At 56.3% G+C, this 25,693-nt stretch carries 28 protein-coding genes and 1 tRNA gene; 10 read left to right on the plus strand and 19 right to left on the minus strand.

Annotated features, from left to right (window positions below):
- Window positions 1–79: 79 nt before the first annotated feature.
- On the minus strand, window positions 80–1,105 hold the full coding sequence (locus AC2FD9_RS14845) for a LacI family DNA-binding transcriptional regulator (RefSeq protein ID WP_496837573.1): 1,026 nt from the start codon (window positions 1,103–1,105) through the stop codon (window positions 80–82).
- Window positions 1,106–1,225: 120 nt separating this feature from the next.
- On the opposite strand from AC2FD9_RS14845, the gene xylB reads away from it, so the two are divergent.
- The gene (gene xylB, locus AC2FD9_RS14850) at window positions 1,226–2,662 is read left to right on the plus strand and encodes a xylulokinase (RefSeq protein WP_496837575.1); all 1,437 of its coding nucleotides are present in this window, start codon (window positions 1,226–1,228) and stop codon (window positions 2,660–2,662) included.
- 277 nt (window positions 2,663–2,939) lie between these two features.
- Here the strand turns inward: xylB and AC2FD9_RS14855 are convergent, their stop codons facing one another.
- From AC2FD9_RS14855 to AC2FD9_RS14870, 4 genes are all read right to left on the minus strand, one after another.
- Window positions 2,940–4,403 carry a CAP domain-containing protein gene (locus AC2FD9_RS14855; RefSeq protein WP_496837577.1) on the minus strand — a complete coding sequence of 488 codons (1,464 nt, stop codon included), beginning with the start codon at window positions 4,401–4,403 and terminating at the stop codon, window positions 2,940–2,942.
- A gap of 214 nt (window positions 4,404–4,617) precedes the next feature.
- Window positions 4,618–4,694: transfer RNA gene (locus tag AC2FD9_RS14860), tRNA-Arg, on the minus strand.
- A 21-nt stretch (window positions 4,695–4,715) separates the two neighbouring features.
- On the minus strand, window positions 4,716–5,192 hold the full coding sequence (locus AC2FD9_RS14865; protein ID WP_282120187.1) for a GNAT family N-acetyltransferase: 477 nt from the start codon (window positions 5,190–5,192) through the stop codon (window positions 4,716–4,718).
- Complete coding sequence (locus AC2FD9_RS14870) at window positions 5,193–5,504, minus strand: ETC complex I subunit (protein ID WP_109312827.1); 312 nt, start codon at window positions 5,502–5,504, stop codon at window positions 5,193–5,195.
- Window positions 5,505–5,658: 154 nt separating this feature from the next.
- Between AC2FD9_RS14870 and AC2FD9_RS14875 the strand changes: the two genes are divergently transcribed.
- From AC2FD9_RS14875 to AC2FD9_RS14890, 4 genes are all read left to right on the plus strand, one after another.
- Complete coding sequence (locus AC2FD9_RS14875; RefSeq protein WP_496837580.1) at window positions 5,659–6,138, plus strand: SRPBCC family protein; 480 nt, start codon at window positions 5,659–5,661, stop codon at window positions 6,136–6,138.
- Window positions 6,139–6,218: 80 nt separating this feature from the next.
- The gene (gene uvrB / locus AC2FD9_RS14880; RefSeq protein WP_496837582.1) at window positions 6,219–8,405 is read left to right on the plus strand and encodes an excinuclease ABC subunit UvrB; all 2,187 of its coding nucleotides are present in this window, start codon (window positions 6,219–6,221) and stop codon (window positions 8,403–8,405) included.
- Between the two features lie 130 nt (window positions 8,406–8,535).
- On the plus strand, window positions 8,536–9,327 hold the full coding sequence (locus AC2FD9_RS14885; protein ID WP_496837584.1) for a formate/nitrite transporter family protein: 792 nt from the start codon (window positions 8,536–8,538) through the stop codon (window positions 9,325–9,327).
- Between the two features lie 110 nt (window positions 9,328–9,437).
- The gene (locus tag AC2FD9_RS14890; RefSeq protein WP_496837586.1) at window positions 9,438–10,145 is read left to right on the plus strand and encodes an ORF6N domain-containing protein; all 708 of its coding nucleotides are present in this window, start codon (window positions 9,438–9,440) and stop codon (window positions 10,143–10,145) included.
- Here AC2FD9_RS14890 and AC2FD9_RS14895 read toward each other — a convergent pair.
- The 3 genes from AC2FD9_RS14895 to AC2FD9_RS14905 form a co-directional block, all read right to left on the minus strand.
- Window positions 10,142–10,495 carry an MmcQ/YjbR family DNA-binding protein gene (locus AC2FD9_RS14895; protein ID WP_058278708.1) on the minus strand — a complete coding sequence of 118 codons (354 nt, stop codon included), beginning with the start codon at window positions 10,493–10,495 and terminating at the stop codon, window positions 10,142–10,144. The genes AC2FD9_RS14890 and AC2FD9_RS14895 overlap by 4 nt on opposite strands.
- Window positions 10,496–10,545: 50 nt before the next feature.
- Entirely contained in the window at window positions 10,546–10,836 is a 291-nt protein-coding gene (locus AC2FD9_RS14900; RefSeq protein ID WP_058273445.1) for a hypothetical protein, read from the minus strand.
- Between the two features lie 97 nt (window positions 10,837–10,933).
- A complete protein-coding gene (locus tag AC2FD9_RS14905; protein WP_496837589.1) occupies window positions 10,934–11,248 on the minus strand; it encodes an excalibur calcium-binding domain-containing protein in 315 nt (104 codons plus the stop codon).
- A 230-nt stretch (window positions 11,249–11,478) separates the two neighbouring features.
- Here AC2FD9_RS14905 and AC2FD9_RS14910 point away from each other — a divergent pair, with 230 nt between their 5' ends.
- Window positions 11,479–11,982: a HugZ family pyridoxamine 5'-phosphate oxidase gene (locus tag AC2FD9_RS14910; protein ID WP_472722900.1), complete on the plus strand. Its 504-nt coding sequence runs from the start codon at window positions 11,479–11,481 to the stop codon at window positions 11,980–11,982.
- Here the strand turns inward: AC2FD9_RS14910 and AC2FD9_RS14915 are convergent.
- Window positions 11,967–12,374: a universal stress protein gene (locus tag AC2FD9_RS14915; protein ID WP_108860159.1), complete on the minus strand. Its 408-nt coding sequence runs from the start codon at window positions 12,372–12,374 to the stop codon at window positions 11,967–11,969. The two genes, AC2FD9_RS14910 and AC2FD9_RS14915, sit on opposite strands and share 16 nt — an antisense overlap.
- A gap of 65 nt (window positions 12,375–12,439) precedes the next feature.
- The gene (locus AC2FD9_RS14920; RefSeq protein WP_058273448.1) at window positions 12,440–12,766 is read right to left on the minus strand and encodes an antibiotic biosynthesis monooxygenase family protein; all 327 of its coding nucleotides are present in this window, start codon (window positions 12,764–12,766) and stop codon (window positions 12,440–12,442) included.
- Window positions 12,767–12,888: 122 nt separating this feature from the next.
- On the opposite strand from AC2FD9_RS14920, the gene AC2FD9_RS14925 reads away from it, so the two are divergent.
- A complete protein-coding gene (locus tag AC2FD9_RS14925; protein ID WP_496837592.1) occupies window positions 12,889–13,572 on the plus strand; it encodes a hypothetical protein in 684 nt (227 codons plus the stop codon).
- A gap of 21 nt (window positions 13,573–13,593) precedes the next feature.
- Here AC2FD9_RS14925 and AC2FD9_RS14930 read toward each other — a convergent pair whose 3' ends face one another.
- From AC2FD9_RS14930 to AC2FD9_RS14950, 5 genes are all read right to left on the minus strand, one after another.
- Window positions 13,594–15,882, minus strand: coding sequence for a glycosyl hydrolase family 28-related protein (locus tag AC2FD9_RS14930; RefSeq protein WP_496837593.1), 2,289 nt, complete (start codon window positions 15,880–15,882; stop codon window positions 13,594–13,596).
- A gap of 135 nt (window positions 15,883–16,017) precedes the next feature.
- Window positions 16,018–16,419, minus strand: coding sequence for a DUF4864 domain-containing protein (locus AC2FD9_RS14935; protein ID WP_058273450.1), 402 nt, complete (start codon window positions 16,417–16,419; stop codon window positions 16,018–16,020).
- A 48-nt stretch (window positions 16,420–16,467) separates the two neighbouring features.
- Window positions 16,468–18,042 carry a lysine--tRNA ligase gene (locus AC2FD9_RS14940; protein ID WP_496698875.1) on the minus strand — a complete coding sequence of 525 codons (1,575 nt, stop codon included), beginning with the start codon at window positions 18,040–18,042 and terminating at the stop codon, window positions 16,468–16,470.
- A gap of 121 nt (window positions 18,043–18,163) precedes the next feature.
- Complete coding sequence (locus AC2FD9_RS14945) at window positions 18,164–18,517, minus strand: 4a-hydroxytetrahydrobiopterin dehydratase (RefSeq protein ID WP_496837595.1); 354 nt, start codon at window positions 18,515–18,517, stop codon at window positions 18,164–18,166.
- A gap of 7 nt (window positions 18,518–18,524) precedes the next feature.
- Entirely contained in the window at window positions 18,525–19,325 is an 801-nt protein-coding gene (locus AC2FD9_RS14950; protein ID WP_496756315.1) for a phenylalanine 4-monooxygenase, read from the minus strand.
- Between the two features lie 109 nt (window positions 19,326–19,434).
- Here AC2FD9_RS14950 and AC2FD9_RS14955 point away from each other — a divergent pair, with 109 nt between their 5' ends.
- Both AC2FD9_RS14955 and AC2FD9_RS14960 read left to right on the plus strand, forming a co-directional pair.
- A complete protein-coding gene (locus tag AC2FD9_RS14955; protein WP_282120174.1) occupies window positions 19,435–19,902 on the plus strand; it encodes an Lrp/AsnC family transcriptional regulator in 468 nt (155 codons plus the stop codon).
- A gap of 81 nt (window positions 19,903–19,983) precedes the next feature.
- The gene (locus tag AC2FD9_RS14960) at window positions 19,984–20,406 is read left to right on the plus strand and encodes a tellurite resistance TerB family protein (RefSeq protein ID WP_058273455.1); all 423 of its coding nucleotides are present in this window, start codon (window positions 19,984–19,986) and stop codon (window positions 20,404–20,406) included.
- A 2-nt stretch (window positions 20,407–20,408) separates the two neighbouring features.
- Here AC2FD9_RS14960 and dacB read toward each other — a convergent pair whose 3' ends face one another.
- The 4 genes from dacB to AC2FD9_RS14980 form a co-directional block, all read right to left on the minus strand.
- A complete protein-coding gene (gene dacB / locus AC2FD9_RS14965; protein WP_496756319.1) occupies window positions 20,409–21,887 on the minus strand; it encodes a D-alanyl-D-alanine carboxypeptidase/D-alanyl-D-alanine endopeptidase in 1,479 nt (492 codons plus the stop codon).
- A gap of 65 nt (window positions 21,888–21,952) precedes the next feature.
- Entirely contained in the window at window positions 21,953–22,573 is a 621-nt protein-coding gene (locus tag AC2FD9_RS14970; RefSeq protein WP_282120172.1) for a nicotinate-nucleotide adenylyltransferase, read from the minus strand.
- Between the two features lie 32 nt (window positions 22,574–22,605).
- A complete protein-coding gene (locus AC2FD9_RS14975) occupies window positions 22,606–23,073 on the minus strand; it encodes an MOSC domain-containing protein (protein ID WP_496837598.1) in 468 nt (155 codons plus the stop codon).
- 46 nt (window positions 23,074–23,119) lie between these two features.
- Entirely contained in the window at window positions 23,120–23,665 is a 546-nt protein-coding gene (locus AC2FD9_RS14980) for a hypothetical protein (protein WP_496837600.1), read from the minus strand.
- A 217-nt stretch (window positions 23,666–23,882) separates the two neighbouring features.
- On the opposite strand from AC2FD9_RS14980, the gene ettA reads away from it, so the two are divergent.
- Window positions 23,883–25,538 (plus strand): energy-dependent translational throttle protein EttA, encoded by a 1,656-nt coding sequence (gene ettA, locus AC2FD9_RS14985; RefSeq protein WP_496837602.1) that lies wholly within the window; start codon window positions 23,883–23,885, stop codon window positions 25,536–25,538.
- The last annotated feature ends 155 nt before the right edge of the window (window positions 25,539–25,693 follow it).

Genomic DNA, 25,693 nt, shown 5'->3' on the forward strand with positions numbered 1-25,693 from the left:
GCTTGGATGTCGTACAGAGAACGTAATGCAAAAATTGTCGCGGCGTCAATGAAAACTTTACGCGCGTTAAATTTTAGGATTACGCGGAATCCCTCAAAACCAGCCTTGCAGGGAACAACGTTTCCGACCGTGTTTCAAATTTCCCTCCACTTTCAATGAGTTCGAACAGAGTTTCGACGCTGCGCCCGGCCACATTGTCATAGTCATGCGCAGCCGTGGTCAGAGAGGGGCACGTAAATTTTGCGAAGGGATGATCGTCATTTGAAGCCAGACGCAGCGCGCAATCGTCCCGTCGCCCGACCCGAATCCCTTGTTCGTAGCAGGCCGCCAGAAAGCCGATTGCCAGCCGGTCATTGCTGCACAGGACCGAATTAGTTCGCAGCTCATTTTCCGCCAGAACTTTCAGCGCACCCTTGTGACCGATCTCTTCAAACGCCCAGCCCTTACCGTCAACTCTGATGATATGCGGCTCGAACCCGAGACGCTCCATGACTTCAACATAGGCTTTTCGGCGTTTATTGGCGTTCGGGTTTGCAGGCGTTCGCATTTCGAAGAATGACGGGGGCTCGCCCGTCCGGATCATGTATTCCACGGTTTGCGACACAAAGCTGAAATTGTCCGACCCGATAAACGCGGCACCCAGACCATCTAGGTTACTGTCGAACAATACAGTCGGCACATTCGCGCAGAACCTTTCGATCACTGATTGGTCTGAGGTCCGTCCCAATGGCGCTAACAAAACCCCGGCAGGCTTCATGGATTGCAGCCCGTCCAGAATGTCGTTTTCCAGTTTTTGTTCACCATGAGAGCTAAAGAGGGATGGACGATACCCAGCTGCGATACAGCTTTGCTCCAAATAACGCGCGATTTCGGCAAAGAACGGATCAGCCAGATAGGGCACGACGATGCCGATATTCTTGGTCAGTTTCCGGTTCTGGTTCACCGCATAAATATTGGGGCGATAGTCGAACCGCTCCAGCGCCTCTTCGATACGGGCCCGTGTTGTCGGGCGAACGCTGTCGGGATCGTGAAAGTACTTGGATACCGTAGGCCGCGAGATACCACTGAGGGCTGCGAACTCTTCCATATTCTTTATTTTGGTCATGTTAGTCTGCCTGCGGATCTGAGCCGCCTTGATCTTATCCTATTTTTACATATTCTTTGCGCGCGCTAAAAAATCAATAGCCATGCAAGGTCCGGGCGTTTCTGCGGGCAAGGGGATTGAATGTTTCTCGGGATTGATATCGGAACGTCAGCGGTCAAACTTGTCTGTGCGGATACCGATCGAATTCTTGCAACGTCTTCAATAGACATAAAGACTTCCTCGCCGCAGCCTGGTTGGTCAGAGCAGCACCCGGATATTTGGTGGCAGGCGACACGCGATGCATTGAGCCAACTTGCAAAACAAGTCACGCTGTCTGAGGTGCAGGCCATCGGCTTGTCCGGTCAGATGCATGGGGCAGTTTTGCTGGATCGCGATCTGCACCCGATCCGCCCGGCGATCCTGTGGAATGACAGCAGAGCGGTACGTGAATGCGATGAACTGCGCGCAGCCCAGCCGCAGATTGGTCATATCGCTGGCGTCCTCCCTTTGCCGGGTTTCACGGCACCCAAAATCGCCTGGTTGAAACAACATGAGCCGGCACACTATGCCCGACTTGCTCACATCCTGCTGCCCAAGGATTACATCGGGTTGTGCCTGCATGGAGAGTTGGCAACCGACACGTCCGATGCAGCCGGTACAATGTGGCTCGATCAGGCATCGCGAAAATGGCATGTCGGAGTTGCCGAAGCCACAGATGTAGCGCCCGATTGGCTGCCGCAGGTTTTCGACGGTCACGTCGTCGTCGGAACCGTGACGGCGCAAGCCGCAGCTGAAACCGGGCTGAAACCCGGCGTGCCCGTCGTTGCCGGAGGCGGAGACGCAGCAACCGGGGCGGTATCTCTGGGCGCCACCGAACCGGGACGTGGGTTCATTTCACTGGGGACGTCCGGCCAGTTGTTCGTGGCGGACCGTCGGTACAAGCCTAATCCTGAACGCTATGTGCATGCGTTTGCGCACACATTGCCCGACCGTTGGTATCAAATGGCCGCTATGCTGAACGGCGCAAGGCCAATTTCGTGGATTGGCGGCCAACTGGGGCTGTCCGCTGCCGAAGTTGTTGCGCTTGCTGAAACGGTCAGCGGTGATCGCGGGCCGATTTTCCTGCCGTATTTGACGGGTGAACGCAGCCCCCTCGGGGATCCGCATATTCGTGCCTGTTTCTTTGGTCTTGAGGATTCGACAACGCGCGCGGATCTCTGTCGTTCCGTGGTCGAGGCAATTGCTTTTTGTTTTGCTGATGCCGCGCAAAGCTTCGGAGACACTGTAGAAAATCTACCAGAATTAGCGGCCATCGGCGGCGGTAGTCAATCGGACCTCTTGTTGGGCCTGATTGCATCGGTGACAGAAAAGCCGGTGATACGCTCAGAAGGATCGGATTCTGGCCCAGCCTATGGCGCAGCCCTTTTGGCCGCCTGTGGAGTTGGTACCATTAGTATTGCCGATCTGGCGGTTCAGCCCCAGACAAAAGACAGGTTTGAACCCGCTAATCCCGGTGCGCTGCACGACAGACTGAGGCTATTTCGCCGACTCTACACCGCAGTGAAGGTAGTAGGCTGACCTATATGCAGTCGTTTTCCGTGGCCATGATGCCAAGCAGAACGTTAACTAGGGTTACCGGTCATTCTTTTCCGCGGGTCATGGAAAGCTCTTGCTTGCAAACCGTGAATGTCCAACGGCAGTTGTTGCGCTCGTAGCGCGCAGGCATCAATCCTACGGCGCATTCAAGGAGAACGCAGAAAGGGCAATATCATCGACGTCTGACACTTGCCTTTGTTATCGAAAGTAGGGCGCACAGACTTTCAATACGTTTGTCAGCAGCACACGGCAAACAGGCTTAGACCATCAAAAACGCGTCGTCCTCAAGCCTGGTTACGTTGAACACGACATCCTCAAAGTCGGAATCGCCCCCACCCGTCAAATCCTCGAAACCGATGGTCATGGCCTGGCCGCCCGACACGATACCGGACAGCGCGTGTTGCTGATCGTCACTGTTCAAGGCCGCCTTTTCAGCGTGAAACGTGGTGACGCCAGCAGAGTTTCCATTCACCGTTAAAACAAAATCAAATTCGTCGTCCACGTCTGCCATGCCACCATTGCTGGCAACAAAACCTAGGTCGTCGCTGTCTGAAAGGGTCTGGGCCCAATCAGCACCATCCTGAACAATAAAGAACCCAAGGCGGTTTCCGTCCGCCAAATTACTTAGCTCCACCGCGCCATTCGCTTCATTGGTGTTTTCAAAAAGCAGGCGCACATTCGCAATTTCGCCGTTACTTAGAATATCATAAACGCCAAGGACATTGTTAAAGTCAGCGGTTCCGAGGTTGACCATCTGTATCCGAAAATCCGTCGTGCCATCGCCTTCGAGAAAGGATTTGTTCACAATGCCGTTGATCACGCTGCTATCAACGCGGACCCCGGGCGCAAGGTCAGGCAGAAATTTAGCATAGCTGACCACGGTATTTCCATCCTTGGTGACGGCAAAAAAGTCGCCGCCCGACTGCCCGCCGTCCAGCGAAATCGTCAGATCCGTCCTACCGTCACCATCAACATCGAATTCAACGTTCGAATTTTCAGTCAAGCGAATGTTGGACCGACTAAGCTCGACACCTTCGATGACGAGGGACTTGCCCACTCCAAACCCGCTGATAACACTTTGATCCAATTCTTCCGGCGTCACTCTGAGGGTGTCCGCGTCGCCAAAAGACAGATTCTCTTGCGAGGATGTCGAAACCGGATCTGCCGGTTCGCCCGGATCGGGAACGACCGGTACCGGATCGGCTGGCGTATCAGAACCACCGGCATCCGAACCGGCGCCAGTGTCCAACTGTACACTCGCCGTGGTGCGGGCAAAATTCTGGGTCACAATGACGGCAGGAATGCCACCAAATGTACCAATCTCAATTCCGATACCGATGTAAGCCAAGTTTGGATTTAGAATGTTGGCGCGGTGGTCAGGGCTGTTCATAAGTGCATTGTGCAAATCGACGACATCGTCCGAATATCCCGGCTCACCGCCCTGGCTTTGCCAGGCTATGTTCTCGGCCGTCGCCCATGATCCGGACAATACAAAACCCGCGTCGCGCATGCGCTGGGTAGCCGAGCTTCCACCCTCACCAGTATGAGAGAAATTACCGGATCCCAGCATCCACTGGCTATGCTCTTCAGCCGAAGCGTTCAGGCGGAGTTCAAGTTGAACAGGATCAAGGCCACGCGACGTACGTTCTGCATTGATCAAATTAAGCATTTCACGCTCAAGCGTGCTGGCCTGCGACATCGTCCATCCTCCGATTGTTCGCATGTGTTGCAGTCAAACTTGTTCAGATCAGTGCAAACTGCAGTCCAAAATCGCGTGAAGGCTTTAAACGGCAGAGATTCGCTCGACAAAGTAGTAGGGGCGGCAATATTTTGCGTACGACTCATCCCTAGAAGCAACATCTACCCAAATTTGCATAAACCGCGGCCCACCATAGGCGGCTAAAATAGGTAATCTACGCATTGTGGTTTGGAGTAGTTGGCGATCCCGGAAGGACTCGAACCCTCAACCTGCTGATTAGAAGTCAGCTGCTCTATCCAGTTGAGCTACGGGACCGCTGGGCCCTTCTTGCTGTTTTTACTTCCGGGGTTCAAGAGCCAAGCGCATAAAGGCGCTGTTCGGGTCGTCTTCATATCCAAAAATCGGACCGCAATAGGAATACCCAAGCCGTTCATATAGCTTACGGGCGGCCGCATATTCCGGCAGATGTTCCGCACCTGTTTCCAGAACCAAAGCCGCCACCCCTTGGATGCCAGCCTCATCTGTCAGGTGGTTCATCATCTGACGCGCCAGACCGCGTCCACGCACCTTCGAGATGATGTGAACAGACTTCACCTCGGCCGTTCCGTCCGGCAACGCCTTTAACGCTCCACATCCGACGGGCTGTCCGTCCTCAAACATGGCCCAGAACCTGATGCCCTCGGCAGCCAGAGCCTGGGCATCCATGGTATGGTTGCTTTCCGCAGGTCCTGCAGCTTCGCCATGGGCGAAATGCGCCTCGATCAATGGGCGCAGCGCGTCCGAGGTCGGATCCGCCTCATGGATTTCGATCATTTAGTGGGTCCAGGGCGCGCGCCGATCGGTGGCGAAATTCTCACCATAGCCGCGCGAACGCAGGTTGGGTTTGCGTTTGTGCGGTTCGCTAACCTGGACTTCGATGCCATTGTCTTTGGCATAGTCCAGCGCCTCTTCCTTAGTGTCGAACTTCAGGCGCACTTGAGTTTGCGTATCGTCGGAAGACGTCCAGCCCATCAGCGGATCAACCTCACGCGACGACGCGGGCGCGTATTCCAGAACCCATTTGCGGGTCTTGGCCATCCCCGAAGTCATTGCGTTCCTGGCAGGCTTGTAAATCCGTGCGCGCATGTCGCCCCTCCGTCCTCACTTGGCTGAGATTGTTTATGCGTCAGAGTACAGGCTGGGACAAGATGGGAATTGTCGCGGCTGGCCACGCCCTGATGTCAGAAACTGTCATCAAGGCCTTTTATATTTCGTGCAACGCCATCAAGAGGACACCAACATGATCCACCACAGAAAAAGCCTGGAAATCGACGCCCGGCCCGAATCCCTTTGGGCCATTCTAAGCCGTTTCATGCATATCGACGAATTCGCGCCACAAGTCGCCTCGGTGGATGCGCTGACGACTGGGCAAGACGGCGTCGGGTCGAAACGGCGTTGCCACTTTGAAAACGGCACCTCGCTGGTCGAGGAAGTGACGGATTGGCAAGTCAACAAAGGCTATCGCGTACGCCTGTCCGAGATGCCAGCGATGCCTTTGACCCAAGCACATGCGGCCATCGCCATCGAACCCCTTGCAAATGGCCATTCACGGGTCGTCTGGAGCATGGATTACCAGATGAAATATGGCCCGCTGGGCTGGCTGATGGGTCAAACACTGATGAAGGCGATGATGGGCCGGGTTCTGGAGAGCAATCTGAAAGCGCTGGCCAACAAGGTGCAATCGGTTCAAATCCCCGACGCACAGTATGCCTATTACTGAAACTGAGTTTCTGAACCGGATCAGGCCTTGCAGTTGGACAAAATAAGAACAAATGTAAGGGCCTGACCCGGAGCCTGCCTATGCCCTATGCCCATTCCGACAAGACACAGCTGACCGCTGATGACGTTCGCGCGCGCCTGAAACTCGAAGGCGGCAAGCAGTTCGTCATGCATACCGAATTCGCGCCTGCTGGTGATCAGCCAACTGCGATCAAGGAACTGACCAACGGTATCTTTGACGGCGAAAGAGAACAGGTTCTGCTGGGCGCGACGGGAACCGGCAAGACGTTCACTATGGCCAAAGTGATCGAAGAAACCCAACGCCCTGCGATCATCCTTGCGCCCAACAAGACGCTGGCGGCCCAGCTTTATGGCGAATTCAAAGGCTTCTTCCCGGAAAACTCGGTCGAATACTTCGTCTCCTACTACGACTATTACCAGCCCGAGGCCTATGTCGCGCGGTCGGACACCTATATCGAGAAAGAATCCCAGATCAACGAACAGATCGACCGGATGCGCCACTCGGCCACCCGAGCGTTGCTGGAACGCGATGATGTGATCATCGTGGCCTCGGTCTCGTGTATCTACGGTATCGGATCGGTCGAAACTTACGGGGCGATGACGCAGGACCTGAAGGTCGGCAACGAATACGACCAGCGCCAGATCATGGCCGATTTGGTGGCTCAGCAATACCGCCGTAACGATCAGGCGTTTCAGCGCGGCTCGTTCCGCGTGCGCGGTGATTCATTGGAAATCTGGCCTGCCCACCTTGAGGATCGCGCCTGGAAGTTCTCGTTCTTCGGCGAGGAACTGGAAACCATCACCGAATTCGACCCCCTGACCGGCGAACGCGCCGCGACGATGGAACAAGTGCGGGTTTACGCCAACTCCCACTACGTGACACCGAAACCAACGATGAACCAAGCGATCATCGGCATCAAAAAAGAACTGCGCATTCGGCTGGACCAGCTCGTCGGTGAGGGCAAGCTGCTGGAGGCCCAACGGCTGGAGCAGCGCACCAACTTCGACCTTGAGATGTTAGAGGCCACCGGCGTCTGCAACGGGATCGAAAACTACTCGCGCTATCTGACCGGTCGCGCACCGGGTGAGCCGCCCCCTACGCTCTTCGAGTTCATCCCCGACAACGCTATCGTTTTTGCCGATGAATCCCATGTCAGCGTGCCGCAGATCGGCGGCATGTACCGGGGCGACTATCGACGCAAATTCACGCTGGCCGAACACGGGTTCCGCCTGCCGTCCTGCATGGACAACCGCCCCCTCAAGTTCGAGGAATGGGACGCCATGCGCCCGCAATCCGTCTTCGTCTCGGCCACCCCCGCCAAGTGGGAGATCGAACAGACCGGCGGTGTCTTCACCGAACAGGTGATCCGCCCCACAGGCCTGTTGGATCCCGAAGTCGAAATCCGCCCTGTCGGCATGCAGGTCGACGATTTGCTGGACGAAGTGCGCAAGGTCGCCGCCGATGGCTATCGCACGCTGGTCACCACGTTGACCAAACGCATGGCCGAGGACCTGACCGAATACATGCACGAACAGGGCATCAGGGTCCGCTACATGCACTCGGATATCGACACGCTGGAACGCATCGAGATTCTGCGCGACCTGCGTCTGGGGGCGTTTGACGTGCTGATCGGGATCAACCTGCTGCGCGAAGGCCTCGACATCCCCGAATGCGGGCTGGTCGCCATTCTGGACGCGGATAAGGAAGGCTTCCTGCGATCCGAGACCTCACTGGTTCAGACCATCGGCCGCGCCGCGCGGAACGCCGATGGCCGGGTGATCATGTATGCCGACAAAATCACCGGCAGCATGGAGCGCGCGCTGGATGAAACCAATCGCCGCCGCGCCAAGCAGATCGCCTACAACGACGAACACGGCATCACGCCTGCGACGGTGAAAAAGAATGTCGAGGACGTTCTGGCCGGTCTCTACCAGGGCGACGTCGATATGAACCGCGTCACCGCCACCATCGACAAACCAATGCACGGCACGAATCTTGAGGCCCATCTGGACGGCCTGCGCGACAAGATGCGCAAGGCCGCCGAGAACCTGGAATTCGAAGAGGCCGCCAATATCCGGGATGAGATCAAGCGCCTGGAAGCGGTCGATCTGGCCATCGCCGACGACCCCATGGCGCGTCAATGGGCGGTCGAGAAAGCCTCGGAAGACGCGGTGAAATCGCGCGGACGGTCAACGGCTGGCAGGCCAGGGCAGCGGGGTGGTAATGTGAAGAGAAGGAAGCGGTAGGATAAAATTGACTTTAGTGGTCAAGTTAGCAGTTTAGTTGGCACAAGCCCTGGACTGAACCTATGTACTTCGCCGCGTGACCTTGATCCGGATCAATGTCGAAACATGAATATGTTGGCAGGGTGCGACGATGAAGGCTCACAATCCAACCGGCGTAGACGCTTACAAACCTGCACAGATTGCAGAACTGGTTGAAACATCTGGTGTCGCAAAGGCACATCTTTCTATCGTTCAAACGCTGACACTTGCAATACTCGCAGGTGTCTTCATTGGCTTCGGTGGGGCCGCCTACACTATGGTTATGACCGGCGTAGATCCCGGATTTGGGCCAGCCCGGTTTCTTGGTGGGGTGGTGTTTTCTCTGGGCCTGATCCTTGTGGTCGTCGGTGGGGCGGAACTGTTCACTGGAAACGCGCTGATGACCATCGCGGCAGTGGATCGAAAAATCTCGATGCGTGACCTGTTGAGGAACTGGGGATTCGTGTATCTCGGGAATTTAGTCGGAGCCGTCGCACTAGTCCTGGCTTGCGCTGCAAGCGGTTTGCTGGAAGGACCAATGGGGGCTACTGCTGCAGCGATCGCAAATGGCAAGATTGATCTCTCTCCAACGCAAGCCTTTATGCGTGGCATTCTGTGCAACGCCTTAGTCTGTCTTGCTGTCTGGCTGAGCTTCGCCGCCAGATCGGTCGTGGGAAAGGTCATGGCAATACTCTGGCCAATTGCGGCGTTTGTTCTGTTGGGTCTCGAACACTCGATCGCTAATATGTACCTACTGCCTCAGGGTGCACTAGCAGGTGCCAAACTCGGTTGGGGCGCCGCCATTAGCAACCTTTTCTGGGTCACGGTCGGTAATGTAGTCGGAGGCGCGGGCGGTGTCGCGCTCGCCTATCGGCTTGCCTATTTGGGCAAGGCAAGCGGCTGACACTAGCTCAAGTCCTGTCTCGATTGACGATAGCCATACACTTCAAGGTTGCAGCGTAGCTTTCTCTCCTCCACGTTTAAAATCACAGATTGTGATTCCGAACGGTTGCCATGACGAACCCTAAAAACCTACCCAGCACGCATGAGGTCCAAAGCGCCATTCACCGAGTGCGCGGCACCCGTGTGGTGCTGGCCGAGGATCTGGCACAGTTCTACGGAAAATCCGTCAGCGCGTTCAATCAGGCCGTATCGCGCAACAAGGACCTGTTCGAAGGTTACCGCTTTCAGCTGACCGATGCCGAGGTCGCCGATTTGCAATCACAGAATGTGATCTCAAAACCCAAAGGACGTGGTGGGCGGCGGGTCAACCCGTGGGTCTATACGGATTACGGTGTGGCCATCGCCTCGGCCCTGTTCAAGGACCCGCGCGCCATCAAGATCACCCGGATGATCACCGAGGCCTTTGTCGACGGCGCAAATGCGCTGGCCGAGACCCCGCGCAGCGTACCGGAAATCCTGCCGCCCGAAGACGTCCCTGCCCCGCTGCTGCCCAATGGCGATCAGTTGCGTGATCTGGCCGAAAACATCCTCGATTCCGGGCAACAGAGCCTTGTCGACTATATCGCCAACCCCACTACCAAGCGGCAACAGGCGGTGGCGATGATCATGAAAACTCTGGCTGAGACCGCTGGCGAAGAGGTGCGCACCCAGCAGGAACGCCTGCGCCTGCGCATTGCCGAGCGTCTGGCCACCGGTGACTACACGGATGACGGCGACCGAAAACAACTGCTGGAATTGCTGCAGGCGATGAAGGGCTAAACACCCAATTCCGCCCGCAATTTCTTGGTCAGCTTGGCCACGACCAACTCGTAGGACGTCACGATATGCTCGCGCAGCGACGCATCGCTCATGCCGCGTTCGTCATAGACCTGCAGCCATTTCATGCCCCGTGACGCCAGATAGGGCGCTGGGCGGATGCCGGGTTCGCTGCCCAGCACCTCAAAAGCCAGATCGGTCGCTTTGAAAGTGAAAGCATCCTTGCCGTCGTTCCAGCCACAGAGCGCAAAAACCTTGCCGCCTACTTTCCATACATCCGCATTGCCCCATTGCACCACATGGCTGGTGGCTTTGAGGTTGGCACAAAAGCTGTTGAATTCATCGCGGGTCATCAGCCCAATTTTGGCGATTGGGTGTGGTTTGGCAAGCGCTGGGCGAGGTTTTATCCCTTGTCCCAGTGAACCACCACATCAAACCCCGCAGGGGATGGTGGGCCTTCCAGAAATTCGGCGAAATGGCCCCAAAGCTTGGCCACTTTGGATGCGTTTGCGTTTGATGTTTCCTCGCTTTGGACAACTGCGACGACAAATCCGGTGCCGTCTTCATTCATGACATTGGTAAAGCTGTGCATGCCTTCCATGCCCATAATCTGATCTTTCAATTCATTCATTTTGGCCTCGGCAGCATCCCGCATGCCAGGCTTCATTTTAAACTGCGTAATACGTGCAAACATGACTTTTCTCCCTTTCAGGGCGAAATCCCCCACTGACGGCCGAATTGGCGCGCCACGTGCACTATAGCATAGATTTGAATGTTTCGGGTCGAGGTGATCAGGGCCGGACGAACTTGGCCGTACCCACCTGCCGCTGAGGCGCCGCCGCAGTTGGTTGAGGGTCCGCAGCCGGTTGGGGGGTTGCGAACTGAGGAGCCGTCGCCCCGCAGGCAACACCATCTCCATCCGTATCGTTGCGCGCGTGATATCCCGGCTCACCGTCCCAGTACGGCCCGGGTACAAGCGCTTCGGCGGCCTGACAGCCAGCCAACGCTACCAAATGCAAAAGGGCATCGGGACTTTCGAATTCGGATGTTCGCAAAAAGACACCCACCGCTATCGCCGCGGTGGTGGCGGGCAACATGAGGATCATGAAAATGATGCGTACAGGCGACAACGCTCGTCTGCGCAGCGCATCCGCGCGCCGATGCCGCGCTGCGGCTCTTTGGTTTTTCTTATTCGAGCCCTGCTCGGAATCATTGAGAACCATATCGGAGACTTAAACCGGCTTTGCGGCAAAATCGAGACCTGTACGACCCCTCGCGCACAGGTCGCAATGCGGATAATGTTGCACCCGAATGAACGCCCAGGGCTGAGACACCAATGACCAACACCGATCCGTACCGCCCGGTTGATGACCCAGCCTGCCAAATGGCCCGCAACCTGATCGAAAACGCGACGTTCGGCGCTCTGGCCGTGCTGCGCCCCGATAGTGCGTTTCCTTCTGTGTCGCGCGTGGCACTAGCAACGGATAGTCAGGGGCATCCGGTCACGTTGATCTCAACCCTGGCCGACCACACCCGGGCACTGACCACCAATCCGGTCTGCGCCCTGTTGATTGGTGAACCCGGTGATAAAGGCGATCCGTTGACGCACCCAAGGTTGACGCTGCATGCCAACGCGCAGTTCGCCGCCAGAGGGACAGAGAAACATGCCGCGCTGCGCGCTCGGTATCTGAGCCTGAGGCCCAAGGCCAAGCTCTATGCGGACTTCACCGATTTCGGGTTCGTCACGTTCACCATTTCCGATGCAGTTTTGAACGGCGGCTTTGGCAAGGCATGGCGCCTTGCCCCAACCGACATTTGGCCCGATCAGCGCACCACATGAACGGCGCAGGCCGCATGGCGCACGACGTGGTTGGTCGTAGAACCCAGCAACAGATCCTGCATCCCTGGACGGTGAGATGCCATGATGATCAGGTCAGGCTTATGTTCGACTGCCCAGTCAAGAATTGTCCGCCCCGAATGACCCTCGACCAGAACACCTTTGGCGTTGGGCAGTTTTTCCGCAAGCGCGTCCAGTTCCATCTGCAGCGCCTTCCGAGCTTCGGCCAGATACTCGGGTGGCATGTAGGAAATGGCGTAGCTCGGAATATGCTCGACCACGTGCAGCAACGTGACCTGCGCATCCGATGTCGCCAGTATTTCGGCCAGCTTCAACGGCCCAGAGATATCCCTTTCGGCATCAAAGGAAATGGGGACAAGAATATTGTGATACATGACGCGCACCTCCGTTTTCACGCCTGAACCCTGCACCATCTCAGGCTGTTAGGCATTGATTCAGATCAGGCTCCACCAAAGGTCCCGGCCACCTCATACATCACCGGCTCAAAACTTTTGCACAGCTCGTTAATCTGCCGATTGCGGTTGCGCATTTCCGTGGTGCGCAGCATGGCCAGAAAATCCTCGCGGCGTTCCCATTGCGAATAGTTGGCGATCCGCGTCTGCGCGTCATTCACGTGCAGTCCCGCGGCGACAAATCCGGGCTGTTTCGAGATGAATTCCGCATAAGCATCCGTCAGAGCTTCCAGCAGGTCCTGGCAGGTGCCGGGCGTCATTTCAAAGGTCGTGATAACTGTCTGGACGCTGGTATCTTTGGCAATCTTCGGCATCTGGATTCTCCTCTATCTGTTTCAAACCTAACATAGGTTTTAAAAAGGTCTTGTGTTTCCTTTGCCATTCAGCGGCATGAAGTTCCTGCAGATTTGGGCCAAATCCTAACGATCCGTTAACCATGCTGACAGAAGCTGCGCGCATGCGCCGGGTTTCGATCATTCTGATTTTGCTCTTAGCAGCCTCGCCAGCCTGGTCTGGTGCTTGGTTGCGAGATAAGGGCGCAGCTTTTGTATCGACTGCCGTAACGGCGTTTAAAGAACCGGATTACGGATACGACTACAAAGGGTCATTTTATGCTGAGTACGGGTTGCGAGAGAAGCTAACGCTTGGCCTGGACGTTGAAGAGCACCGCGACATTTATGGTCATGCTCTGGTGTTTGCCCGCTTGCCTGTCGCCGAATTCGAAAAGGCAGGGCGCTTTGCTGCCGAGATTGCAATCGGAGCCCATCATCGCCAGATGCGAGCCTGGGCCTTGTACAAAGCCACGCTTTCGTACGGCAAGGGGTTTCAAACCGGCTGGGGCAATGGCTGGATCGCCATTGATGCTGCGCTGGAGTTTCGAACGCATGATGCGGTATATCGCAAGTTGGACCTTACTGCAGGCCTGTCATCCCCGCGGCTTATTAACCCCCTGCTGCAGATCGAAACCGCGTACCAAAGCGACCAACCCCTGCACTGGAGGATCAAGCCTTCGATCATGATCCGCACCAAGGACAGCCCCACCACGTGGGTTCTAGGCTTGGAGCGCAATGATGCCCGCAAAAATACGGGCATCAGGCTGGCAATCTGGAATACGTTCTAGATCGCCTGCGGCACGCGCCGCTTAGTATTCCATACGCATGACGGCCGACACCGATCCGCTGGCAGGCAAAGGCCAACGTAGTTGGATAGTGTCTTGATTTGCGCCCTGCTCTAGCTCGACATAGGGCGTGGCGTGAACGATCTGCCCACCCGCATTTCTGAGCGGCCCCAACACCGTAACCGCATCGCACCCGCGGGCCTTGCCGCCAAAGGGCAACCGGCCGTCAGAAGGAATGGTCCAAACCGAGGATGCCGATTGTTGCGAGCGTCGGATCCGCAACGGGTTTTCCACCTTTGCGTTGATGCCATTGAACGTGTTGTCTTCGAAAATCACGTTCAGATGCGCCGAATGGTTCAGATCGGCAAAACTAGTATCTACCCGGTCGGCCCGGTCGATGCGACCACTGCTTGAACGGAATTTGTTCCCGGTCACGACCACTCCGTTCAAATAGTGCCCGGCCCCATGAGGGCGAATGACAATCTGACTGAACCACGGTGCGACTTCGCTGGCATAAAAGATGTTGTCCGAAATGGTCATCGAACTGAAGGAATACCCGCTCGTGTAGACCGGGTTTGCATCCCGTTCATTGGTCCATTCGACAAAGCAGTTATCGACATAATTCTCGGAAATGGTCGAGCTGTTATAGGTCCCGGTCATGATCAACCCGGCGCTGCGGATACCCTGCGGGATGCTGTCACCCTGGAAAAAGTGGTTGCCTAAGATCAGGTTGTTGGATCCGGCCAACACAGCAAAATGCAGGAACCGCACGGCGCGATTGTGTCGCAGTTTGATATCGTTTGCATTGGCATTCAACGCGATGGATTTGCGGTCAGACACGTTGAAGGATTCTTCGGTCGACAGGAACTGGCAATTGTCGATCAACATCCCCTGACATCCGGTTCCGTGCGAGTTGATGCCGCGATCTTTGGGCCGGCTGATAAAGCAATTCGTCACCGCAAAAGTACTGCCGGACGGCGCAAGCCGGATTGCGCTGCTGCGACCGTTGCACTGAAATTCGATCTCTTCCATGCCAAATTTGCGCAACGTACTGAAACCGCTGAAATCCAACAGGTATTTGAACGACTGAAACGTGAAGGTTTGCGTCCCCGCCGCATCATAGAGCGGGTCATTCAGCCTGATCTCTCCGGCACCGACATCCTTGGAGCGCACATAGATTTCGCGCCCAACACCATTGCCCTGCACCAGCGCGCCAACCGGAATGTTGGCGATGTTCTCCACATTAGTCAGCTTGGTCGAATCCGCCGGGTTGTAGGTTGCGACCGAGGTGAAGGTTTCGGTATCCCAGGCCGAGCTGCTTTTGACATCGAACTGCCCGTTACGGATGATGCGCCGGGTCGAAAAACCGCCCTGCCGGTTCGGAACGGCAGCGGCCATGTCAATTGGCGCTGTGACCGAGATTTTGCGCCCGCCCATGTCGAGCGATTCATGATCCGAATTGTTCAACAACGCCTGAAACGCTTTTTTGAACGCCAGCTCCTCGTCCCCGAATGCTGCGATGTAAGCCGGAAGGTCGAAATTCTTTGTCAGCAACAACATCTTGTCGTCGGGCATGATGATTGTGCCCTCGAAATCCATCTCGGACGACATCGACGTGTTCTGCGCCAGCAAATAAGTGCCTTTCGGGACATAAATCCTGCGACCGCCAGCGGCCTGGTCCGCTGCTTCGAACGCTACGGAATCGTCGACGACGCCATCGCCGATTGCACCATAGTCACGCACGTCGACAGTGCTGATCATCTCGCGCAGAAAAATGCTGGTGACATCGGTGATCTCGATATCATCAACCCGAATGACCGAACCGTTTGCTCCGTCAATGTTCAAACCAAAATGCCCATAAAGTGCCGCGACGCCCCAAGGCATATCAACACCGGAGCGTTTGCCATTGCCAACGATGGCCGTGATTTCATGCACGGTGCCGTAACCCGAAAGCTGCGTGACCGGCCCCTGATCGACCACACCGGTTACCTGCTGGTCCCCGGTCCCGCCCGCCCAAGCCGCAATACGAACCTGCGGCAAGGGACCGCTGATAGCTTTGACCCGCGCCTTGATTTGCAAATAGCATCCCGGGATCAGGGGCGTCTGTCCCATATAGCGAAGCTGTTGCGTGGCCTGCACCTTCAGGATTTCCAGACAACCGCCAAAATCCGGATCCGCCGGAACAAATGCCCCGTTCGGTGCGCCGTCATAGGTTGGCGAACCTGGTGTCCCGTCGCCTCTGGACCAGACGCTCAGACCATTCGCGAAAGCAGGCGGCATGAAGACGATGCCGTCGGTGATTGCCTTGTTCATAGAGATCCCTTTCCCAATCGCGCGCAGTAGGTCACCACGCGCACAAACCCAGTGTCCGGGGCTGCCCGAACGCAAAAGCCTGAGTACCGAATAGGGATTAACCGCCGCTCATGTCACCGTAACGGTGGTGTTGCGTCATGCAGCCGGATCTGAATTTCCCAGAAGCTGCACACCATTGATCTTCCAGCCGTTTTCTTGCTGGACCATCTGATAGTCCAAAACGTGCACTTGCCCGTTGCTATCCGTGATCATGACCTTCTGCCACAATGCACCAGCAACCTCTCGCAGCTCCAGAAAGCGAACATCAGCAGGTCTCCAAACCATGGGATAGCCATTGCGGACCATGGCTCCGAAGTTCTCGGGCGTCCCAAAAAAGTTCTGGATGTTGGGACTTGCAAAGGTAAAGGCCGTGACAAAGTCATCTGCCTTAAACGCCTGTATTTGCGCCGCAATATTTGCCTCAATCTCGGCATTTTGGGCAAACGCGCCCGAGGCCAGTCCGGCACTGAGTGATACAGCAAGTAGTAAACGACGCATGGGGCCACCTCCTGTTGAAAGAGTAGCCCCATGCGGTTTCAGGTCAAATCAGGCCAGATCCCCGACCAAAGCCTTGTCGATCAGTGCGATGGTTTCGGGCACGCCGTAAAGGGCGATAAACCCGCCAAAGCGTGGACCCTGCGAGGCACCCAGCAGCACCTCATAAAGCGCAGTGAACCAACCGCGCATCGGGTCGAACCGTTCCCGCCCGACGGAATAAACCACCGACTGCAGCGCCTCGTCCTCGACCGGGCCATCATAGGCCTCAAGCGCGGCTTTCAAAGCCTCCAGCGCTTCGCGTTCCTGATCGGTCGGCGCGCGGTGCTGGCGGGTGGGTTTGACAAAATCGTTGAAGTAACGCACGGCAAAGCCCGCAGCCTGATCCAGATCAGGATGGGTGTCGGGCGTGGCTTCGGGCGCATAGCGACGGATAAAGCCCCACAGCGCCTCTTTGTCCTCGGCCCCGGACACAGACGCAAGGTTCAGCAGCATCGCGAATGGCACGATCAGGGTGGATTCCGGAACGTTCCCGCCGTGAATGTGCCAGACGGGATTGTTCAGCTGTGCCTTCAGATCCTGCCCAGGATACGCTCGCAATTGCTGATGATATTCATCATATGCCTTCGGGATCACATCAAAATGCATACGCTTGGCCGTCTTGGGCTTTTGATACATGAAGTAAGTCAGGCTTTCGGTCGGCGCATAGGTCAGCCATTCGTCGATCGACACACCATTGCCCGAAGATTTGGAAATCTTCTGACCGTTTTCGTCCAGGAACAGCTCATACGAGAAATGCTCGGGCGCGCGGCCACCCAGCGCACGACAGATCGCGTCGTATATCTTTTCGTTCGTGGCGTGTTCCTTGCCGTACATCTCAAAATCGACACCCAAAGCAGCCCAGCGCGCGCCGAAATCCGGTTTCCACTGCAGCTTGACGTGGCCGCCTGTGACCGGAACGGTCCATTCCTTGCCCGTTTCATCGTCAAAGGTCACGGTGTAGGTCTCTGCACAGACCTTTTTCATCGGCACATACATGACCCGCCCGCTTTCGGGGTGCAGTGGCAGGAAGATCGAATAGGTCTGCTTACGTTCGTCACGCAGGCTTTTGAGCATGATCGCCATGATCTCGTCATAACGCTCAACCGCACGCTTCAGGATCTCGTCAAACCGTCCGGATTCGTAGAATTCCTTGGCCGAGTAGAACTCATACTCGAACCCAAAGGTATCAAGGAACCTTCGCAGCATCGCGTTGTTATGTTCGCCAAAGCTGTCATGCGTGCCAAACGGATCCGGCACCGAGGTCAATGGACGCTGCAAATGCTGTTCTAGAATCTCTGGGTTTGGCACATTGGTTGGCACCTTGCGCATGCCGTCCAAATCATCCGAGAAACAGATCAGTTTGGTCGGGATGTCCGACAGCGCCTCGAATGCACGTTTAACCATCGTGGTCCGCGCAACTTCGCCAAACGTGCCGATATGCGGCAGACCCGAAGGGCCATAACCTGTTTCAAACAGAACGTATCCCTTTTCCGGAGCCCCTTTCTGATAGCGTTTGAGCAACCGGCGCGCCTCTTCGAAAGGCCAGGCCTTGGACGACATTGCGGTTTCACGCAGTTCAGACATCAGATTTGCTCCATCGGGAAAAACAGTGCCAGTCGCCCCATGCAACCGACCGACCCCTCCTATTGTGCCGGTGCAGCATGAGTCAATAAAGCGCGCTGTTATTCCTGATGGAAAGGCCGATTTAAGCGGTCAACTGATCCAGTTTCGCAGCCCAGATAAAATCGTTCTCACTCAGACCATCAATTTCGTGGGTCGTTAGTTTGACTTCCACGTAACCCCACCCGAAACTTACATCAGGATGATGCCCTTGCTGATCAGCCAACCACGCACAAAGATTTGCTAGATACGTTGCTTTGGCAAAACCCTTGAACTTGAAATGCCTGCTCAGCATCTTTGCACCTGCATCCAAATGCCAATCATCGGAAAGCTCGACCATGTGGGTGTTAGCCTCATCGCGTGTTAAAGCCGGGACGCCGCCGGAACAAGGAACACAGGTACGGCTCGATAGGCTGCAGGTTTCTCCTGTTAAAGACATGATCCGTTCACTCCGCTGCGGTTACTTTTTCCGGAAACTTGTTCGGCAGCAACCCAAGGGTTTGTGCCCTGCGTACATCCGCCAACAGGTCACGATCGGCGGCTGCGAACAACTCCTCGGGCGAGTCTAGCACGAAATAGCCCATCTGGTGCATGTCGATCCGATAGGGGGTACGCAGAATCGTCATGACATCGAACCGGTCCCGGTCGGGGATGTCACTCTCGACAGCATAGACAAGCTCGGTCGGCGAAGACGCGAGTCCGGATCCAAGCGCCTTGATGTTACCATCCTGAAGGCGCAACCCGAACTCGATCGAGAACCAATATAGTCGGATGAGCCATGAGTAGTCTTTCTCACCGGCCTGAACCCCGGCTTTTCCGATCGCGTGGCTAAAGGCTGCAAAGCGGGGATCGCTCAGCAGAGGTGTATGGCCGAAAATCTCATGAAAAATGTCCGGTTCTTCGATATAGTCGAAATCTTCGCGCGACCGGATAAAGGATGCCGCGGGAAACACCCGGTCCGCCAACATGCCAAAAAAAGTCTTAAATCCGATCAGCGCAGGCACCGGTTGGACCCGCCAGCCGGTCATATCCAGAAGCCGTTCAGAGATATCGGCACAGGACGGTACGGTGGTTTTTGGCAGGTCCAGCCGCTGCAGCCCGTCCAGGTAGTCCCGCGCCATATAGCGCTGAACGTTTTCCTCTTGCGCCGCGTAGAGGTCGGCCCAAACAGCATCCTCTTCCGGCGTATACGCGATATGGCCGCGCGCATCGGCAACCTTTGCGGCGTATTTGGTCGACTTGGGCATCACTTTTCCTCCCTTATGAAAAGAATACGCCCTCTGATTGAAAAATTTGGTTTGGATTAACGGTAAAGCTCCAGTAATTTGGCAAATACATATCATTGAGTCATGATTTATGAGACAAACACTTCAATCCGCCGATATCGCCATATTGCAAGAGCTTCAGAAGGATGGCCGTCAATCCATGCAGGACCTTGCGGATCGCACGGGGTTATCCGCTTCGCAGTGCTGGCGGCGTGTGCGTGACCTTGAGGCCGCTGGTATCATTTCCGGCTATACCGCGCAGATACGCGCCAAGTCTGTTGGGTTGAACGCCATAGCCTACGTTCACGTAGCTTTGCGCGAGCATCAGGAGGACAGCATCAACGCGTTCCTGCGCCTAATTGAAACCGAACCTCAGATCGTCGAGTGTGCCTCAATCACAGGGGATCACGATTTTATACTGAAAGTCTATGCCAAGACGCCGGAAGAGCTTGAGCACTTCATTATGCAGCGACTTTTGAAATCCGGTCTTGTGCGCGACACACGCAGCAATTTTGTACTGCGACAAACCAAAACGCGCGGTCCTTTGCCCATTCTCTAGCCTCGCCGAAGCGAAACCCGTTGAACCTGCCCGCTTGCCCACCTATCGTGCTGACGCAGAAAGCCTAATCAGGACCACACCATGACCGAACAAGTACCCCATCCAATGTCCCCACAGGATTGCCTTGTTGCGATCATGGTTGCGATCTCTGCGTCTGATGAGACCATCCGCACCGCTGAGCTGGTCAAGATCGAAGGCGCGGTCAATATGCTGCCGGTTTTTGCCGAGTATGACATCGACCGAACCCGCCGCGTTTCGCAAACTGTGTTTGACCTGTTTGAACAAGAAGACGGGCTGGATGCGCTGTTCGGCCTGATCCGCGACAATCTGCCCGAACGGCTGAACGAAACCGCCTATGCACTGGCCTGTGATGTGGCCGCCGCCGACGGATCGCTGGCGGAATCCGAGCTGCGCCTGCTTGAAGAAATTCGTTACGAGCTAAGCATTGATCGCCTGCATGCCGCCGCGATCGAACGCGGCGCGCGGGCACGTCACACCACCTGATCTTAGCTTCCGGCCATAGACCCCCAGCGCTCGATCAGAGCGCGTTGGAGTTTGCGCGAGCGATTGTTCCAGCTTCGCGCGCCTTGCGGTCGTTCGCGCTGCGCGCGCGGGATCGTGGCCCGATGGTCGACATCGGCGGTGAAAATGGCAAAAGCCAATTCGGAGCCGTCCGGCGTTGTGATGAAGCCGCCAAGACCAGAAACAAAATTCAGCGTACCGGTCTTGGCATCGACCTTGATCGGGTGATCTTTGACCGGCCGCCCCTGACTGTCCGCAAGGGTGAATTTTTTCAGCAATGGTTTCAATGCGTCCGCTTGTTTCGCCGCGACCAGTGCTGTCACCAAAGCGCCCGGTGCCATTCGGGACGCATCGCTTAGACCCGAGTGGTCCACCATCGCGATCCCCGTTACGCCATATGTCTCGGTCGCCCAACGGTTCATTTCGGCCGCAGAATCCGCCAAGGTTTGCAGATTTGCACCGCGCGCTTGCGAGGCCGCCATACCAACCATCTCAGCCGTCAGGTTGGTCGAGTACTTCAACATGCCGCGCAAGATACTGTCCAGCGGATCACTGTGATGCACCACAAGCAAGGTTCCCTTCGGCGCTTCGCGCATGACCTGTACGCGACCCAACTGGATCCCATTCGCGCGCGCCAGCGTCCTGAACACATCCCCCGCATAAAGCGCAGGCTTGCGCACCGGCAACCACCGCGCCCCACCAGTCCCAAGCGCCCCTTGCGCCACGGTCCAGCGGTCCTGCCGCGCGCTGGATTCATAGGTGTAGATAGGCGCTTTTCGTTTCTCAATCTGCATAGAGGCCACATCGACCGACGGTTTGTACCGCGCGCTGCGCGCATCCATGGACACGTCATAACGGGTACCATCACGTTTCCACTCAAAGTGCACCCGGTTGAAATTCAACGATATGCCGCTGATGGAAGGGCTATAGCCCAAATGATCCGGCTGCCCCGGATCGATACTGAACACATAAGGTAGCGCCCCCTCATAAACCTTGAACGCACCCTGAACCTCGGAAATCCCAGCCTCACGCAAATTCGCCGCCATATTGGCCAACGCATCGGTGTCCAGCAGCGGGTCGCCACCTCCCATAAGGATCAAGTCACCTTTCAGGATACCATTTTCGATCGGTCCATCCGCCATCAGGGCGGTCTCGAACCGGTAGTCTGATCCTAAGACATCCAGCGCATAAAGAGCTGTCAACGCCTTGGCAACGCTTGCCGGCGGCAGCCCCTGATTGCCACTGTACTCTTCCAGCTGCGTTCCCGTTGTTGCATCCGCCACCGCGAACACCACCTCACCACGCAACCCGGCCGCTTGGACAAGCCGCTCGACCCCGGTCGGTACGTCGCCGCGCAATTGAGGGCGCAACGAGACCAAAGGCGCCTCGGCCAGCACAGCAGAGGGGATCAAAGTCGCCCCCAGCCCTGCTAAAAATCCACGTCGAGAAAATCGATCAGTCATAAGTCGAATAAAATCTCACAGATTAAATACGCACAACCACAGATATGGATTATGCGCGCATGGGGCTATTCCGGCAACACCTCAGCGCCCCAACCACCGCGCTCCCGGATTTGGCTGGAACTTACATCGACCATCGGTACGTTCACGAAACACCAAGCGGGCGCATCGGCGCGCCCCAACAGACGCCGCGCCTGCCCATCTATGCGGTACTTGGCATAAAGCCGCGCAGCCGGGGACATCCGCGCAGAAATCCGGTCGCCGGGGCGCGCAATCACACCCACAGGCACGCTGTCCATGATCAACCGCCAATCTTTCCACTTATGGAACTGCGCCAGATTATCCGCACCCATGATCCAGACAAACCGCACTTTGGGATAAAGACGACGCAGTTCGGCCAACGTATCCGCCGTTGCCCTTGTCCCCGTTAACGCCTCAATGTCCGTCACTTCGACCCCGGGGTGCTGCATCAGAGTCCGCGCCGCCGCCATTCGCTGCTCAAGAGGCGCAGGACCTCGTTCCTTCAATGGGTTGCCCGGAGACACCAGCCACCACACCCGATCCAGCCCAAACGCCTTCATCGCCTCGAGCGTGACATGCACATGCCCCTGGTGCGGCGGGTCAAACGACCCACCGAACAGCCCGATGACCTGCCCGGGCCGCGCGTATGGAATGCTAAAACGATCCATGCCTTGCTGATGTTCAGAACTGGACAACGTTGTCAATCAACCGGTTGAACCTCATCGCCCAACGTGACTCGCCCCGGCCGCACCACCTCGGCGCACCACCCACCATGCCCCCGCACGGCGGAATAGCCGCCTTTGCCCAGCGCCTCCTCCATCCGGCTGCACGGCGCGCAGATAACGGTAAAACGCAGAACGGCCTCGCCTACCTGCACCTCACGCCCCTTGAGCGCCGCCAGATTGATCCCTGACACCAACAGATTGCGACGCAGGATGTCCGGAGTAACCGGCCCCTGCCCAAGATATGACCCAATCGCCGCCAGATGCTCCTGCTGGATCAGCGTCACCGCCCGCTTGCCTGCGCGGCCCCGGTCGCCTTCAAGCCCATTGGTGGAGATCATGCCTTCCTTAACCGCGACCATCTCCGCACGACGCTCAGGTCGCAGACCGAACCAGTCAATACGGCCAGGTTTGCACCAGTTGGATATCAATACACTCAGGGACAAATAACCTCCGGTTTATCCGTTCATACATGTTTTGAATTCGGCGGATTCAGCAATCTCTTTCAGCGGCAAAAAATGGAACATCGCTTTCGACAATACACTTAATATGAAGCTTGGAATCCGCTGACTGCTGCTTCCATTCAATCTGAGGATAATTAACGCTCTTTGGCAATTCCAACTTCGGTTCGATGAAAAATTCCAAGTATGCCAAATAGACTTGAGCTCTGATCTCATCACCAGTCAAGGCTACATATTTAAGCATCTGGTGCAAAAGTGACTTTTTGAGCTGTCGGTAGTCTTCGGTCAGTGCGAACTTTTCCTCGATATTTGCAAGTGATTGAATGAAATTAAAGGTAACATAGTACCTGATATCGTGATCTGACGCATTCGAAACACTAAGCATAGTCAAAATACCTGCAGAAGCAAAATCACCCCCTTCGATTTGAGACGTCGACATCTGCGCCACATTGTATGTTGAGCAATAAGTTGCGTCTTTGTACGCCTTACAGTCCGGCAAATTTTCAGCACGAGCCGCCATTGAACTGATCGCGCCGAAAGCAAAAAAAGCCATCGAAATTATCACATAACTGCTCATCTTCTTTTACCAATCTCCCGTTTGGGTTGTGTGTATACAGCAATCCTTACAGAGGAAATCCCCAGCACCCGGAACCCGCTGGTTTTAACCACTGGGCACTACGTCCCTGCAAACTGTGCAGACGGCTTCATCCGGCCTGATTGTTCATGATTGCCCCCATCCCAACCATCCGCTATCACACCGCCCAACTTGATTTCCCCGACCCAGAGGACGCGACATGGCCGCCTATCAATATGTCTACCACATGCAGGGTGTCTCCAAGACCTATCCCGGTGGCAAAAAGTGCTTTGAAAACATCCACCTGAGCTTTCTGCCCGGTGTGAAAATCGGTGTTGTCGGCGTCAACGGCGCCGGTAAATCGACGCTGATGAAGATCATGGCGGGCCTCGACAAGGACTTCACCGGCGAGGCCTGGGCCGCAGAGGGTGCCAAGGTCGGCTATCTGCCGCAGGAACCGAAACTGGATGAAACCCTCAGCGTTCGTGAAAACGTCATGCTGGGCGTGGCCGAAAAGAAGGCGATCCTTGATCGCTATAACGAACTGGCGATGAACTACAGCGACGAAACCGCTGATGAGATGGCCAAACTGCAGGACGAGATCGACAGCCGGAACCTGTGGGACCTCGACAGCCAGATCGACGTCTCGATGGAGGCGCTGCGCTGCCCGGCCGACGACGCCAACATCGCCAACCTTTCGGGCGGTGAGAAACGCCGCGTCGCGCTCTGCAAACTGCTGCTGCAGGCCCCCGACATGCTGCTGCTCGATGAACCGACCAACCACCTGGACGCCGAAACCATCGCCTGGCTGCAACAACACCTGATCGACTACAAGGGCACCATCCTAATCGTCACCCACGACCGCTATTTCCTGGACAGCATCACCGGCTGGATCCTTGAACTCGACCGTAGTCGGGGTCTGCCGTACGAGGGCAACTACTCCGCATGGCTTGAACAAAAGGCCAAACGGCTGGAGCAGGAGGCGCGCGAGGACAAGTCCAAGCAGAAGACCCTACAGCGCGAACTGGAATGGATGCGTCAGGGCCAGAAGGCCCGCCAGGCCAAATCCAAGGCCCGGATCAACGCCTATAACGAACTGGCAGACCAGTCCGAACGCGAAAAGCTGACCCGCGCCCAAATCGTCATCCCCAACGGCCAGCGCCTTGGCGGCAAGGTGATCGAGGTCGAGGGCCTATCAAAACACATGGGCGACAAGCAACTGATCGAAGGTCTGGACTTCGCCTTGCCCCCCGGCGGCATCGTCGGTGTCATCGGCCCCAACGGCGCCGGTAAATCGACCCTGTTCAAGATGCTCACCGGGCAGGAACAGCCCGACAGCGGCACCATCACCCTGGGCGACACGGTCGAGCTGTCCTATGTCGACCAGTCCCGCGACGACCTCAAGGACAACGACACTGTGTGGGAGGCGATCACCGGCGGCGCCGAGATCATCCAGCTGGGCGACGCACAGGTCAATTCCCGCGCCTACTGCTCGTCCTTCAACTTCAAGGGCGGCGATCAGCAGAAAAAGGTCTCACTGCTATCCGGTGGTGAGCGCAACCGCGTCCACATGGCCCGCCTGCTGAAAGAGGGCGGCAACGTCCTGCTGCTCGACGAACCCACCAACGATCTGGACGTCGAAACCCTGCGCGCGCTGGAAGACGCCCTGGTCGATTTCGCCGGCTGCGCCGTGGTCATTTCCCACGACCGCTTTTTCCTCGACCGGATTTGCACGCATATTTTGGCGTTTGAGGGCGATGCCCATGTGGAATGGTTCGAGGGCAACTTCGAGGACTACGAAGAGGACAAAAAGCGCCGCCTGGGCCCGGACGCGCTGGAGCCCAAGCGGTTGAAGCATAAGAAGTTTGCGCGTTAAGAACTTTGTTTGAAGCCCGGAACCAACGGATGTGATTCCGGGCCTCAAATAGCCTGTTTGGAGTGAGTAGCAGCGTAGATATCGGTAATACGGTTTGACCGGTGCGTGCTGCTATCTTTCTCAGCTTCTCCAGACCACTTGTGAGCCTCAAGCAG

The organism is Ruegeria sp. YTSC230 (assembly GCF_059609665.1).